The organism is Pseudarthrobacter linnaei (genome assembly GCF_055412825.1).
The window spans coordinates 71,359-85,820 of record NZ_JBVAYX010000015.1 but is presented as its reverse complement, the minus strand read 5'-3'; the positions used below and the strand labels follow the sequence as shown (position 1 = coordinate 85,820).

The 14,462-nt window shown below is 69.2% G+C and carries 13 protein-coding genes; 9 read left to right on the top strand and 4 right to left on the bottom strand.

The genetic code is table 11. The features are described 5' to 3' along the window. Positions 1-256 precede the first annotated feature (256 nt). From hutU to ACZYZ3_RS13765, 3 genes are all read left to right on the top strand, one after another. Positions 257-1,954 carry a urocanate hydratase gene (hutU, locus tag ACZYZ3_RS13775; RefSeq protein WP_463964374.1) on the top strand — a complete coding sequence of 566 codons (1,698 nt, stop codon included), beginning with the start codon at positions 257-259 and terminating at the stop codon, positions 1,952-1,954. 99 nt (positions 1,955-2,053) lie between these two features. After that, positions 2,054-3,658 (top strand): histidine ammonia-lyase, encoded by a 1,605-nt coding sequence (gene hutH / locus ACZYZ3_RS13770; RefSeq protein WP_463964373.1) that lies wholly within the window; start codon positions 2,054-2,056, stop codon positions 3,656-3,658. A 150-nt stretch (positions 3,659-3,808) separates the two neighbouring features. Continuing rightward, on the top strand, positions 3,809-4,045 hold the full coding sequence (locus ACZYZ3_RS13765) for a hypothetical protein (RefSeq protein ID WP_463964372.1): 237 nt from the start codon (positions 3,809-3,811) through the stop codon (positions 4,043-4,045). 82 nt (positions 4,046-4,127) lie between these two features. Here the strand turns inward: ACZYZ3_RS13765 and ACZYZ3_RS13760 are convergent, their stop codons facing one another. Next, positions 4,128-4,451, bottom strand: a complete 324-nt coding sequence (locus ACZYZ3_RS13760; RefSeq protein WP_463964371.1) for a cupin domain-containing protein — start codon at positions 4,449-4,451, stop codon at positions 4,128-4,130. Here ACZYZ3_RS13760 and ACZYZ3_RS13755 point away from each other — a divergent pair. Both ACZYZ3_RS13755 and ACZYZ3_RS13750 read left to right on the top strand, forming a co-directional pair. Continuing rightward, positions 4,450-5,067 carry a TetR/AcrR family transcriptional regulator gene (locus ACZYZ3_RS13755; protein ID WP_463964370.1) on the top strand — a complete coding sequence of 206 codons (618 nt, stop codon included), beginning with the start codon at positions 4,450-4,452 and terminating at the stop codon, positions 5,065-5,067. The two genes, ACZYZ3_RS13760 and ACZYZ3_RS13755, sit on opposite strands and share 2 nt — an antisense overlap. A gap of 157 nt (positions 5,068-5,224) precedes the next feature. Continuing rightward, positions 5,225-6,529 carry a cation:proton antiporter gene (locus ACZYZ3_RS13750; protein WP_463964369.1) on the top strand — a complete coding sequence of 435 codons (1,305 nt, stop codon included), beginning with the start codon at positions 5,225-5,227 and terminating at the stop codon, positions 6,527-6,529. A gap of 32 nt (positions 6,530-6,561) precedes the next feature. Here ACZYZ3_RS13750 and hutG read toward each other — a convergent pair whose 3' ends face one another. Both hutG and ACZYZ3_RS13740 read right to left on the bottom strand, forming a co-directional pair. After that, on the bottom strand, positions 6,562-7,515 hold the full coding sequence (gene hutG / locus ACZYZ3_RS13745) for a formimidoylglutamase (RefSeq protein ID WP_463964368.1): 954 nt from the start codon (positions 7,513-7,515) through the stop codon (positions 6,562-6,564). Positions 7,516-7,681: 166 nt separating this feature from the next. Continuing rightward, positions 7,682-9,124, bottom strand: a complete 1,443-nt coding sequence (locus tag ACZYZ3_RS13740) for an NCS2 family permease (RefSeq protein WP_463964367.1) — start codon at positions 9,122-9,124, stop codon at positions 7,682-7,684. A gap of 110 nt (positions 9,125-9,234) precedes the next feature. Here ACZYZ3_RS13740 and ACZYZ3_RS13735 point away from each other — a divergent pair, with 110 nt between their 5' ends. Next, positions 9,235-9,828, top strand: a complete 594-nt coding sequence (locus ACZYZ3_RS13735) for a copper resistance CopC family protein (protein ID WP_463964366.1) — start codon at positions 9,235-9,237, stop codon at positions 9,826-9,828. 150 nt (positions 9,829-9,978) lie between these two features. On the opposite strand, the gene ACZYZ3_RS13730 is transcribed toward ACZYZ3_RS13735, so the two are convergent. Then, a complete protein-coding gene (locus tag ACZYZ3_RS13730) occupies positions 9,979-10,605 on the bottom strand; it encodes an NAD(P)/FAD-dependent oxidoreductase (RefSeq protein WP_463964378.1) in 627 nt (208 codons plus the stop codon). A gap of 482 nt (positions 10,606-11,087) precedes the next feature. Between ACZYZ3_RS13730 and ACZYZ3_RS13725 the strand changes: the two genes are divergently transcribed. From ACZYZ3_RS13725 to ACZYZ3_RS13715, 3 genes are all read left to right on the top strand, one after another. Further along, a complete protein-coding gene (locus ACZYZ3_RS13725) occupies positions 11,088-12,125 on the top strand; it encodes a universal stress protein (RefSeq protein ID WP_463964365.1) in 1,038 nt (345 codons plus the stop codon). Positions 12,126-12,273: 148 nt separating this feature from the next. Then, positions 12,274-13,431 carry a LolA family protein gene (locus ACZYZ3_RS13720; protein ID WP_463964364.1) on the top strand — a complete coding sequence of 386 codons (1,158 nt, stop codon included), beginning with the start codon at positions 12,274-12,276 and terminating at the stop codon, positions 13,429-13,431. 43 nt (positions 13,432-13,474) lie between these two features. Then, positions 13,475-14,461, top strand: coding sequence for an ABC transporter ATP-binding protein (locus tag ACZYZ3_RS13715; RefSeq protein ID WP_463964363.1), 987 nt, complete (start codon positions 13,475-13,477; stop codon positions 14,459-14,461). Position 14,462 lies beyond the last annotated feature (1 nt).

Genomic DNA, 14,462 nt, shown 5'->3' with positions numbered 1-14,462 from the left:
CTCAACCTCGAGACCCCAGCCAACCGGCTGAACCAGCTGCTGCACGCAGCCTAAACCCCCGGCGTTGCTCCGACTGCTTGACTTTGCCGGCATTTTGGGGACTGAAAGTGATAGCGCAACACGGGAGGGGAGGTGGCGGCCGGGTCTGGAATCCCGGACAGCACCCCTCCGTGGGCCCTGTTTCCGCGGCCCCGGACAGGCTTTAGTGGATACAGAACCTCATTCGCGGAACCACCAAGACATAAAGGAGCCCCTCATGGCACCCGCCGATTTCACCACCGGTGCCCGCCCGGTCAAAGCAGCCCGCGGCACCGCGCTCACCGCCAGGAGCTGGCAGACGGAAGCCCCGCTGCGCATGCTCATGAACAACCTGGACCCCGAGGTCGCCGAACGCCCCGATGACCTGGTGGTCTACGGCGGCACCGGCCGCGCGGTCCGGTCCTGGGCGGCGTTCGACGCGATCACCCGCACCCTGGAAACCATGGAAGCGGACGAGACCCTGCTGGTCCAGTCCGGCAAGCCGGTCGGCGTCTTCCGCACCAACGAATGGGCGCCGCGGGTGCTGCTGGCCAACTCCAATCTCGTCGGCGACTGGGCGAACTGGCCCGAGTTCCGCCGGCTCGAGGCCGAGGGCCTGATGATGTACGGCCAGATGACCGCCGGGTCCTGGATCTACATCGGCACCCAGGGCATCCTGCAGGGCACCTTCGAAACCTTCGCCGCGATCGCCCGCAAGCTCACCGGCGACGAAAGCGGCACCCTCGCCGGCACCCTGACCCTCACCGGCGGCTGCGGCGGGATGGGCGGCGCCCAGCCGCTCGCTGTCAGCCTGAACGAGGGCGCCTGCCTGATCGTCGACGTCGACGAAAGCCACCTGCGCCGCCGCCTCGGCAAGCGCTACCTCGACGAGGTGGAGACCGACCTCGACGCCGCGATCGCCAAGGTCCTGGCGGCCAAGGATGAGCGCCGCGGCTGGTCCGTTGGCTATGTCGGCAACGCCGCGGAGGTTTTCCCGGAGATCCTGCGCCGCCACAACGCCGGGGAGCTCACCGTGGACATCGTCACGGACCAGACCTCCGCGCACGACCCGCTGAGCTACCTGCCCGAGGGCATCACGGTACAGGAATGGCACCGCGAGGCCGCGGCCGACCCGGAGGGCTTCACCAAGAAGGCCCAGGCCTCCATGGCCCGGCACGTGGCGGCCATGGTCGAATTCCAGGACGCCGGCGCCGAAGTGTTCGACTACGGCAATTCCATCCGCGACGAGGCCCGCAAGGGCGGCTACAACCGAGCCTTCGAGTTCCCCGGCTTCGTCCCGGCGTACATCCGGCCGCTGTTCTGCGAGGGCATGGGCCCGTTCCGCTGGGTGGCGCTCTCCGGTGACCCGGAGGACATCGCGGTCACGGACAGGGCCATCAAGGGACTTTTCCCGGAGAACAAGCACCTGCACCGCTGGATCGACGCCGCCGCCGAGCGCGTTGAGTTCGAGGGCCTCCCGGCCCGCATCTGCTGGCTGGGCTACGGCGACCGTGCCAAGGCGGGGCTGCTGTTCAATCAGCTCGTCAAGGAGGGCAAGGTCAAGGCACCCATTGTGATCGGCCGCGACCACCTGGACTCCGGCTCCGTCGCGTCCCCGTACCGCGAAACCGAAGCCATGGCGGACGGCTCGGACGCGGTGGCCGACTGGCCGCTGCTCAACGCCCTGCTCAACACTGCCTCCGGCGCAACCTGGGTCTCCATCCACCACGGCGGCGGCGTCGGCATCGGCCGTTCCATCCACGCCGGCCAGGTCTCGGTCGCTGACGGTACCGACCTCGCCGCGCAGAAGCTCGAACGCCTGCTTACGAACGATCCCGGCATGGGCGTCATCCGCCACGTCGACGCCGGCTACGACCGCGCCGTCGAAGTCGCCGCCGAACGCGGCGTCCGCATCCCGATGTCCGAAACCCGCTAAGCAAGGTCCCAACCCACATCGACTGCTCCGTAACTGCCGTTTTGAGCCACGAAAAGGGCACTCACGGAGCAGTCGATGAGAATGAAGTAGGAACATCCCATGACTGTCACCACACACTCGCCGCTCACCGTGACCCTCGGCTCCAGCGGCGTCACCCCCGAGGACGTCGTCGCCGTCGCCCGCCACGACGCCCGGGTGGCCATCTCCCCGGACGCCCTCGATGCCGTCGCCAAGGTCCGTGCCCACATCGACGGCCTGGCCCACAGCGAGGTCCCCGCGTACGGCATCTCCACCGGCTTCGGGGCGCTGGCCAACCGGCACATCCCCACCGAACTGCGCACCCAGCTGCAGAAGTCGCTGATCCGCAGCCACGCCGCCGGCATGGGCCCGGCCGTGGAACGCGAGGTGGTCCGCGGCATCATGTTCCTGCGCGCCAAGACCCTCGCGTCCGGCCGCACCGGCGTCCGCCCCGTGGTCCTGCAGACCATGGTGGACGTCCTCAACGCCGGCATCACCCCGGTGGTCCGCGAATTCGGTTCGCTCGGCTGTTCCGGCGATCTCGCACCGCTCTCGCACTGCGCCCTCGTCCTGATGGGCGAAGGAGAAGCCACCGGCCCGGACGGCGAACTGTTTGGGGGGTTGGACGGCAGCCGGAACGGCCGCCCGGTCGCCGAGCTCCTCGCCGGGCACGGAATCGAGCCGGTCACCCTGGCCGAGAAGGAAGGCCTGGCGCTGGTCAACGGCACCGAGGGCATGCTGGGCATGCTGCTGATGGCCATCGCGGACATCCGCCAGCTGCTCACGACGGCGGACATCACCGCCGCGCTCAGCGTCGAGGCGCTGCTCGGCACCGACCAGGTGTTCCTCCCCGAGCTGCACGCGGCCCTCCGCCCGCACCCGGGCCAGGCCGCCTCTGCAGACAACATGCTCCGGGTCCTCTCCGGCTCCCCGATCGTGGCCTCGCACCGGATCGACGACACCAAGGTCCAGGACGCCTACTCGCTGCGCTGCGCCCCCCAGGTGGCCGGCGCCGTCCGCGACACTGTGGACCATGCCGCCATGGTCGCCTCCCGCGAGCTGGCCGCCGCGATCGACAACCCGGTGGTGCTTCCCGACGGCCGGGTCAGCTCCAACGGCAATTTCCACGGCGCCCCGGTCGCCTACGTGCTGGACTTCCTGGCGATCGCGGTCGCGGACCTGAGCTCCATCGCCGAGCGCCGCACCGACCGGATGCTCGACCCGGCCCGCTCACACGGGCTGCCGGCGTTCCTTGCGGCGGACCCCGGCGTCGACTCTGGCCTGATGATCGCCCAGTACACCCAGGCCGGCCTGGTCTCGGACAACAAGCGGCTGGCTGTCCCGGCGTCGGTGGACTCGATCCCCAGCTCCGCGATGCAGGAGGACCATGTGTCGATGGGCTGGCACGCGGCCCGAAAGCTCCGCCGTGCCGTGGAGAACCTGCGCCGCGTCCTGGCAATCGAGCTGGTGACCTCGGCACGGGCACTCGACATCCGCACCCAGCTCTCGGGCGGTGAACTCAGCCCGGGTCCTGCGGGCGCCGCCGTGATCGCCGCGCTGCGCGGCGTCGTCGACGGTCCCGGCACGGACCGGTTCCTGTCCCCGGAGCTGGAGGCGGCGGACCGCCTCGTCGCCTCCGGCAGGGTGCGGGCGGCGGCCGAATCCGCCGTCGGAAATCTCGCCTGAGGGAAAACAAAATTCAGTCTGAGGAGACAATTCCCGGCGCCCCCGACTTAGTGGGCAAAACACCCGGCGGGGGCGCGGGAACTGTAGTACAAAGGGAAAGTCACACCAACGAAGTTGTGACCAGGAACATATACAAAGGGGTAAAAGTTCATGAAAGCACGCGGGACGGTAATGTCCAGACGTCTGGCCTCGGTCAGCGCGGTTTCCGACTGGCGGAGCCTCAAGGCGGGGGACCGGGTTGAAATCCTCAAGCACGCCCAGGTTTTAGCCGCCGGTGAGGTCGAGGAGGTCTCACTGAGCGGAAACGTTCTCTGGCTGGTCCCGGCCGTACCGTCCGAGACCCAGCTCTTCCTCAAGTCCGACGGCGTGGAACTACGGCGCAGCTAGCCGCGCCGGGTTGCGGCCAGAAAGTCCCCGTCCCAGCCGGCGGGGCTTTCTGCGTTCCGGGGCCTTTTGAGCGGCGCTCCACTCAGCGCGGAACGAACGGCGGCGGCCCCAGCAGTTCGATGCCGCCGTTCCGGCTCGCAGACGCCTGCACCTTGCCAAAATCCACTGGGCCGGTCCCGCCGGGATCCCCGTCGGCGAGCGCTGTGCTCGCGTCCCAGTAGAAGGCCTCGCAGCAGCCGGGGGTGTGCAGGCAGAGCATCCGCGCGGACTCAGAAACCACCATGAAGGCATGCGGAACGCCCCGCGGCGCCACGGCCAGGCCCCCGGCGCCGATCCGGTGTTCGACGCCGTCCATGTGCATGATGATCTCGCCACCCAGGATGTACATGGACTCATCCGAATCCATGTCAACCCCCTATCAGAACGCCGGCCGCACCGGCCAGAAGCGCCGCACCTTCGAGGCTCTGGTGGCGGTGGCCCGGGATGCGGTGGCCGCGGGGGAGACACCGACTGTGGACAGCACGGCGGCGGCGGCCGGCGTCGCGCGGAGCACCGCCTACCGTTACTTCCCGGGCCAGCGGGAGCTCCTCGCGGCAGCCCACCCGGAAACTGCCAGGAAGTCGTTGTTGCCGGCAGACGCACCGGAAGACCCGGAGGCGCGGCTAGACGCCGTCGTGCGGGCGTTCACCCAGCTGATTGTGGACACCGAAGCGCAGCAGCGCACGATGCTCAGGCTTTCCCTGGAAACGGACCCGGCCGAGACCGCACTCCCGCTGCGCCAGGGCCGGGCGATTGCGTGGATCGAGGAAGCCCTCAAACCCCTCCGGGACCGGTTCTCCGCGCCCGAGATCCGCGCCCTGGCCCTGGCGGTGCGCAGCGCGATCGGGATCGAAGCCCTTGTCTGGCTGACCGATATTGGCGGCCTCTCGCGGGAGCAGGCCATGGCGTCGATGCGCTGGTCCGCGCGGGCGCTGCTCCAACAGACACTCGTCTCCGGGCCCCCGCCGGGGGTCCAGGGCTGACGGTTGCCCCAGCGATATCGAGGGCAGAAGTTGCCCGCCCGCGGCGACCCGGCGGCATACCGCGCCGCTCGCGCGTATCTTGGTGAGGGGGCGCCGTCCGCAGGAACGGCGCCTTGCTCGTTCCCGGGCATCCGGGTCCCGTCAGGAGGAATACGCAGTGTTTGAGGCTCCCAGTGTCATTTTTGCAGCGGCAGGTTTGGCCGTCTTCGCCGCTGCGCTTCTGCCCAAGCTGCTGCGCAAGGCGCCGCTGTCCATGCCGATGGTCTTCCTGGCCGCCGGCATACTGGCCTTCACGTTCATTCCGGAACTGCCGGACCCGGACCCCCTGCAGTACGGGGAGTTCACCACCCACCTCACCGAAATCTGCGTCATCATCTCGTTGATGGGCGCCGGCCTCGCGCTCGACCGCCCCGTGGGCAGACGCAGTTGGTCCACCACCTGGCGGATGCTGGGGGTGGCCATGCCGATCTGCATCGTTGCCCTCACCCTGCTGGGCCTCGGGGCGCTGGGGCTGGGGCTCGGAGCCGCGCTGCTGGTCGGGGCGGCGCTCGCCCCGACCGACCCGGTGCTGGCCTCCGAAGTCCAGGTGGGGGAGCCCGCCGATGATGAGGACGAATCCGAGCAGGGCGAAGACGAGATCCGCTTCGGCCTCACCTCCGAGGCCGGCCTGAATGACGGGCTGGCCTTCCCGTTCGTCTACCTCGCCATCGCCATCAGCCTGGTGGGCCCCGCGCCGTCCGAATGGTTCGTTTCCTGGTTCGCCACCGACGTCGTGTGGCGGATCGGCATGGGGGTGCTCCTCGGCTGGCTGGCCGGGAAGGCGCTGAGCATGCTCTTTTTCTCCGCCCGTGACAGCATCCGGCTGTCCAGCCACTCCGAGGGCTTTGTGGCGCTGGCGGCGACTTTCCTGGCCTACGGGGTGACGGAAATGCTGGAAGGCTACGGGTTCATCGCCGTCTTTGTGTGTGCGGTGACCATCCGGGCCGCGGAACGGACACATGGATTCCACCGTGTGATGCACTCCTACGTGGAGCAGCTCGAACGGCTCATGACGGTGGTCATCCTGGTGCTTCTGGGCGGCGCGATTGCCCGGGGCCTGCTGGCCGGCATTGGCTGGGCGGAGATCCTGGTGGCGCTGACGTTCCTGCTGGTCGTGCGCCCGCTGGCCGGCTGGATTGGCCTGGCGCGGGGCAAGACCGGGCCGCGCGAACGGATCGCCATCGCCTTCTTTGGCATCCGCGGCATCGGCTCGCTCTATTACCTCGCCTACGCGCTCAGCAAGGGCGACTTCGACGCCCAGGCCGAGCAGCTGTGGGCGTTCATCGGCCTGGTGGTGGCGATGTCCATCGTGCTGCACGGGGCCACCACGGCGCCGGTCATGAACCGGCTGGACCGGCTCCGCGAACAGAAGGCCGTGCAGCAGCATGGCGACGGGGGCAAGGCGCCGAAAACACCCATCTGACGGTCCGCACGCCGAGCCCGCCAGGCCGCCGGCTACCCCAGCAGCGTGTTGATAAGCCGCGCGGCCACCTTGGCGGTCCGGGCGTCGACGTCGAACTCCGGGTTCAGCTCGGCAATATCGAGGTGCAGGAGTTTTCCGCTCGCGGCGACCTGGCGGCACACCGCGCTGACCACCGGCAACGGCACGCCGAATGCTGCCGGTGCGCTCACGCCCGGCGCCACCGAGGCCGGCAGTACGTCCAGGTCGATGGTCAGGTACAGGGCGTCGACCTGCGCCAGGAACGCGGCCACGAACGCGTGCGCGGCCCCGGCTGAGCAGTCCTCGTCCAGCAGGTAGTCCACGCCCAGCTCCTCGGCGGTCCGGAACAGCGCCCGGGTGTTGTTCGGCTCGGAAATCCCGACGACGGCGTACCTCAGTTCGCGGCCCGCGGCGGCTTCCGCGCGGGCCATCTGCAGGAACGGTGTCCCGGAACTGGGCACCGCCTCGTCGCGGAGGTCGAAGTGCGCGTCCAGGTTCAGCACCCCCACGCGCAGGCCCTCGCGGACCGCCGCCGAGCCTGCCACGCCCAGGTAGCTCGCGAACGCGGTCTCGTGCCCGCCGCCCAGCACCACGGGAAGCTGCCCGGCGTCGAGCAGGCCGGTGATGGCGAGCCCGGCACGCGCCTGACCCGCCTCCAGGGCATCCCCGGCCACGGTGACGTCGCCGGCGTCGTGCACCTCCCGGGTGAGGTGGAAGGCGAGCGGACCGAGGGCGGCCCGGATCGCGGCGGGGGCCGCGGCGGCACCGGTGCGGCCCTTGTTCCGGCGCACCCCGGCGTCGCTGCCGAAGCCGAGAATGACGGCGGGGCGGGCGGAGGCGGTCTGGACGCGGCGCGGGGCGTAGGGCGTGACGGCCTGCCACCAGCGGCGGTGCTCGGGGCCGTCGCCGTCAAACCGTCCGGTCCAGGGCCGTGGCGGGACATCAACGGCGGGCGCGCGGGAAACCATGCCCCTAGCTCACCGCAGCCCGGGCCGGAAAACCAGCCGCGCCGCCGTCGGAGTGTCCGTAATCCCGGAATCCGCGCTTAAACACCGCCGAGGTGAGACGTCGCGCCGATGTCTTGCACAAACAGGGGCGCGAAGTGTCACCTCGGCGGAGGGGGAGTGGAGGTGCCTAGTGCATTCCCAGCGCGGCCTCGATCGGGCCGATGGCGAAGAACAGCAGGAACGCCGCGGCCACAGCCCACATCAGCGGGTGCACCTCGCGTGCGCGGCCCTGGAAGGTGCGGATCAGGACGAAGGTGATGAAGCCGGCACCCAGGCCGTTGGCGATCGAGTAGGTGAACGGCATCAGCGTGAAGGTCAGGAAGGCCGGGATCGCGATGCCCAGGTCCTGCCAGTCGATCTTGCCGACCTGGGAGACCATCATGAAGCCGACGACGACCAGCGCCGGGGCCACGGCCTCGAACGGCACGAGGTTGATCAGCGGCGTGAAGAACATGGCCACGAGGAACAGCAGGCCGGTGACGATCGAGGCCAGGCCGGTCCGGGCGCCTTCGCCGATGCCGGCGCCGGATTCGACGTAGATCTGGTTCGAGGAGACCGAGGCGCCGCCGCCGATGATCGCGCCGAGTGCGTCCACCTGCAGCACACGGTCCACGTTCGGGATGTTGCCGTCCTTGTCAATGCTGCCGGCCTCCGTGGCCAGCCCCACCATGGTGCCCATGGCATCAAAGAAGATGCTGAGCAGGATTACGAAGGCCAGCAGGGTCGCGGCGACAAAGCCGAGGTGCTCAAAGGCGCCGAACGGGTTGGCCTGCCCGATCAGCGACAGGTCCGGGGCCGCCCATTCGGAGAACGCCGGGGCCACGAGTGACCAGCCCGCCGGGTTGTAGGTCTTGCCGTCGAAGCTGGGGCCGATGTGCAGGGTGAATTCCAGGATCACGGACAGGACGGTCGAGGCGACGATGCCGATCAGGATCGCGCCTTTGACCTTGCGGACCACGAGGGCGATGGTCAGGATCAGGCCAAAGATGAAGACCAGTGTGGGCCAGCCGACGAGCTTGCCGTCGAAGCCCAACCCGACCGGTACGGTGGTTCCGGCGACGTCCGGGATGCGCCGCACGAAGCCCGCGTTTACCAGGCCGATCAGGGCGATGAACAGGCCGATGCCCACCACAATCGCGGTCTTCAGCCCTTCCGGGACTGCCTTGAAGACTGCGGTCCGGAAGCCGGTGAGGACCAGGATCAGCATGGTGATGCCCGAGAGCATCACGAGGCCCATCATGTCCGGCCAGGTCAGGCCGGGGTTGGTGGCCACCGTGACGGCGACGAAGGCGTTGACGCCCAGGCCCGTTGCCAGCGCGAAGGGGTGCTTGGCCCACGCGCCCATCAGGATGGTCAGGATGCCGGCCACGAAGGCGGTGACGGCGGCGACGGCGGGGAAGCCGAGGGTGGCGCCGGAGGAATCGGGACCGGAGAGGATCAGCGGGTTCAGCACCACGATGTAGCTCATGGCGAAGAACGTGGCGAAGCCGCCCCGGATCTCCCGCGAGACGTCCGACCCCCGCTCGGATATCTTAAAATACCGGTCCAGTGCAGAGCCCTGCTTGAGCATTAGTCCTCCGGGAGATGTGGATAGTTACTTGAATCCTATTGGGCGCGCAGCGGGCGATCGGCCGATTTCGCCTAGTCTGTAAGGAAGCCAACACTAGGAGCAGCTTTTCCATGCGCCTCATCCGCCAGCTTTTGAGTGCCCTCCTGGGCACCCTGGTCCTCGCCGCTGTCCTGCTGGGCGCGGTTGCGCCGGCCTCGGCCCACGATGCCGCCGAATCCACCAGCCCGGCCGGCGGCGCCACGCTGGCGGCGCCGCCGGCGCAGGTCTCGGTCACCTTCAACAAAAATCCGCTCGCGCTGGGTGCGCAGATACTGGTCAGCGATGCAGCCGGCACCAACTGGTCCGACGGCGACGTCGAGATCGTCGACAACGTCGCCGCGCAGAAGCTCAAAGCCGGCGCCCCGGCCGGGGCTTACACCGTCACCTGGCGCGTGGCCAGCTCGGACGGGCACCCGATCGAAGGCAGCTTCATGTTCACGGCCGCAGCCGGAGCCACAGCTTCGACGGCGGCTGCAGCGGTTCCCTCGATGGGAACCGCCCAGCCTGGCATCACACCGGCGCCGGCGCAGCCAGCCAGCGCCGCGGAACCGTTCCCCTGGAGCCTTGTGATCTTTGTCGGAACGGCCCTCGGCATCCTGGTGGTCCTGGGCCTGATGGCCAAGACCCGGCTCAAACCGGGCTCCGGCAGCGGCACCGAAAGCTGACCAGAAGCAACGCGGGGTCACTCCGCGCCCATCCGGGGCCCTGTGATGGGCCGTAACTGACCCCGCGTTGCTTCCGGGCGCCGCGCACTGAGACACCGGCTCCGGGCACCGCCGAACTTCCGGGCGTTGCGCCCCGCGTTGAGCCGAGCCTTAGGCCGGCGCAGCGAGGTCGTAGTAGCCCGGGAGCACGGCGGGAAAGCCGTCGGGGTGGACCTTGGCGGAGATCGCCTGGCCCACAACCTTCGCCTGGCGCAGCACTTCCTTCGGCGTCGGTGTGATGAGTTCGCCCACACCCACTAGGTACATCCCGAGGGCGTGCATGGCGGCCATCAGGTTTTGCCCCGCGGTCATGCCGAGCTCGGAGAGCATCCGGCGCAGCTGGCTGTGGGCACAGCGCGTCAGGACGAGGTGGTCCGCCAGCAGAACGCCGCCGGGGGTGCGGACAGCCCACTGCTGGGCCGGGCCGGTGACGCCGGCGTCGATGTGGTCCAGCTGGAGGGCCCGGATGTTGTTCCGGACGTCCAGCTTGTGGCTGGCGGCGTAGTTCCGCAGGTGCCGGAGGATCTCGTTGCGCTCCCGGAGGCTGCCGGCGTCGGCCGCGTCGCAGCGCTGCAGGGAGGAGGTGTTGGCCGGATGCCCGGCGCCCAGCAGATCGAGCCCGTCCACGATGATGGAGTCCACGCCGCGTCGCTGCAGCTCGCTGGCAACCGCCAGCCCGGACAGACCGGTGCCGATCACGACGGCTGCGGTCCGTTCGATACCACCGGACATAGGCATGGTCGACACTGCAGGGTCCCTTCTCGAATGGTGCCAGCCGCGGGGCCGACGCCCCGGACGCGTTCCGCTGCCCGCCCCGAACACGGCTCCCACCGCATCAACAGCGGGGATCCGCGTTCTGAAACACGAGTCTCGGTTCAGCAACGTCTCGAAGACTACCCAACATTTCCGGCCTTGGATAGAGCAGCCGCCACATTCGCCCATCCGGGAATTCCCGGGCTTTTCGGGCGGCGCCGCGGACTTTTCCGCGGCCCTCCGGGGCCGCCCGAAGCCCCGTAAACACTGGGTAAAGCCGGCGTGACGACCGCAGGTCCAGAGGTCCTCCGGCGCGCTTGCCAGTTCCCCGAAAACCGAGAATAGTTGTAGAAACCAGGGGTTCTGGCCCGCGGATTATTCGGGCGCGTCGCCGGTGGACGCTGCACGCGGACAGGTCTGGCAGAATAGCCGCAACATCAGGCAAGAATCGCGAGGAGGCGGACCCCATGGGCCGAGAACAGGTGCATCCGGATCCGGCAGGGGATACCCCTGGTGGGTCGGCGGCTCCCCGGGGGATCGTTGTCGGCGTGGACGGTTCGGACCACAGCAAGTGCGCCCTCGTGTGGGCTGCCCGCGAAGCCGAGCGCCGCAATCGTCCGCTGCACATCGTCACTGCCTATTCTGTTCCGATCTTCGCGGCGTCAGGGCTCGACGGCGGGTACGCCACCGTTGATGATTCAGTGATCCGCGAAGGCGCGGAGGCCATCCTGAAGCAGGCCGTGAACAAGGTGGCCGGGTACGTGATCGACGTCGACGCCTCCGTCGAGAATGGCGATGCCTCCGGGGTCCTGCTGGAAATGTCCGAAACCGCGGAGCTGCTGGTCTTCGGCACCCGGGGCCGGGGCGGATTCGTCGGCCGGCTGCTGGGCTCCGTCAGCAGCGCCCTCCCCGCACACGCCAAATGCCCCACAGTCACCGTGCCCCTGATCTGCGCCGACCGCCTGGGCGAGACCACCGACGACAAGCACGTCCTCGCCGAGCGGGCGAAGTCCGGTCACGTACCGGTCGAAAACGTGGTTGTGGTGGGCGTCGACGGCTCCGAACAGGCCCGCGTGGCGGTATTGGAGGCAGCAGCGCAGGCCGAGCGGCTCGCGGCGCCGCTGCGGGTGGTGTGCGCCGTCCCGCAGTACAACGGTTCGCTCGCCTGGGTACCCGCACCGATGGACCGTGACGCGCTGTTCGCCGACATCAGGGCCCAGCTCGAGGCCGGCACCGCCTGGATCAGGAGCCACTTTCCCGACCTCACAGTGGAGACGCAGCTCGTGGACGGCTCGCCCGTGGACATCCTCGTCGAGGCCAGCCGGCATGTGGTCCTGGTGGTCGTCGGCACCCGCGGCCGCGGCGGCTTCGCCGGGATGCTGCTCGGCTCCACCTCGGACGGGATCCTGCACCACGCCAAAGGCCCCGTCATGGTGGTCCCGGACCGGGACGATCCCCGGCTGGCGGACCGGGTGAACTTCGGACCCATCCTCGGCGATTCATAGCCCTCACCGGTCCGGGCCCGGGACGGACCGGGACCGCGGCCGGTTCCCGCCGGTTTCTGTTTGACCACGAATTGACCACGAAGGGTGAAACGGGGCACTCCCGGGCGTAGTGTTGAATCATGAACTGCAAGGTTGGAGCGCGGTCACGGTGACGCGCAAATGGTTGCGTTGGATGCCCGCCGTGGTGGTGCCTGCCGTGATTGCGGCCGGCGTCCTGTCCGGATCCCTTCCCGCGAGTGCCGGAGACCCGTTGCCGGAGAAGACCCCGCAGCAGGTGCTGCTCATGATCGCCCAGCACGGCGAGAAATCCCTGTCCGGGACGCTGGAGCAAAGTTCCGAGATGGGCCTGCCGGAACTGCCGAAGGCAGGTGCCGGGTCCCCGGAGACCGCCTGGCTGGAACTGCTGACCGGACCGCACACCGCCCGCGTCTATCGGGACGGGCCGGAGAAGGCCCGGGTGCAGATCATGGACCGGATGGCGGAACGGAACGCGGTCCGGAACGGTGATGAGCTTTGGTTCTACAACTCCAAGGACAACACGGCCGCCCACGCCCAGCTGCCCGCCGATGCTGGCGCCCGCCACGAAGCCCGCCCCGGAACCGTAGCGACCCCCGAGGACGTGGCCGACAAGCTGCTCGCCAAACTCGACGCGAGCACTGAGGTGACCGTCGGACCGGATGTCCAGGTCGCCGGACGTGCCGCCTACAATCTCCTGCTGACCCCGGCGTCGGATGCCACCCTGGTGGATTCCGTCGCCATCGCGGTCGACGGCGAAAGCGGACTTCCGCTCGGCGTTGAAGTGAAGGCGAGGGGACAGGCCGAGCCGGCGTTCAGCGTCGCCTACACGAGCCTCACCCTTGAGGCCCCGGATGCCGCCATCTTCAACTTCACCCCGCCGCCCGGGGCCACCGTGGAGGAAATCCCGGTGCCGGACCACAAGTCCGCCGCCGCCCTGCCGCCGTCGGACGCTGCAGCGGCGAAGGCTGCCAGGCGGCCGACCGTCACCGGCACGGGCTGGGCCTCGGTACTCGAATTCCCGGCCGGGGCCTTGGCGCTGCCAGGCCAGGCGCAGCCGCAGGACGGAGCCCTGGATCCTGCAACCGCCAACCCTTTGAAGCCTGGACTCTCGGACCAGGAGGGAACCCGGTCCGGCGCGGCCGCCCTGCTTGAGCAGGCCGCGGTCTCCGTCCCGGGCGGGCGTCTCCTTTCGACGTCGCTGGTGAATGTGCTGATCCTCGACGACGGGCGCATCCTCGCCGGTTCCGTGCCGGTGGAGCGGCTGCAGGCCGCCGCCACTGCGCGGTGAACCGCCCGGTGAACCACCTGGCGGACCACCCGGTGTCGGCGGCGTGACCGCCGCCGCGCCGGCGACCGAACTGAGCATCGAGACGACCGGTCTCAGCAAGCGCTTCGGCCACCAGCTGGCCGTCAACAGCGTTGATCTGGCCGTGCCGAAGGGTTCGGTCTTCGGTTTCCTGGGTCCCAATGGCTCGGGAAAGACCACCACGATCCGGCTCATGCTCGGACTCGCCGCGCCCACGGGTGGCTCCGTCCGGCTCCTCGGCGAGGAAATGCCGCGGCAGCTGCACGGGGTGCTGCCCCGTGTGGGGGCCCTGGTCGAGGGACCGGCGTTCTATCCTTTCCTCTCCGGCGCGGCCAACCTGCACCGGTTCGACGCCGCTGACCCGCATGTACCCGCAGCCACCCGGAAGGCGCGGGTCCAATCAGCGCTGGAACGGGTGGGGCTGACGCATGCCGCGGACAAAAAGGTCCGGGCCTATTCACTAGGCATGAAGCAGAGACTCGGCATCGCCAATGCCCTGCTCGCCCCCCGGGACCTCCTGATCCTGGACGAACCCACGAACGGGCTGGATCCGCAGGGCACCCGGGAGGTCCGCAGTCTGGTCCGCTCGCTCGCGGCCGACGGCGCCACCGTTTTTGTCTCCAGCCACCTGCTGGCCGAAGTGGAACAGATCTGCACCCACGCCGCCATCATGAGCGCGGGCCGGCTGGTGGCGCAGGGAACCCTCGAGGAACTGCGCCAGGGCGGGCAGGCACGGATCCGGGTCTTGACGCCCGACGCCGGGACCGCGGCCGAGGTACTGTCCCGGCTGGGCCTGAGCGCGGCCACAAGTTCCGGCAGTGCAGCGCCCGGCGGCGAGGTGCTCTACGCGCCGCTTCCCGAAGCGGCAGGGAATGGAGCCGTGGCACCGGAGGAGGTGGTGGCCGCCCTGGTGGCGGCCGGCGTCCGGGTCCGGGGCTTCGCCACCGAGCAGGTCAGCCTGGAGGACCGCTTCGTGGCGCTGACGGGGGAGGGCTTTGACGTTGTCCAGTAAA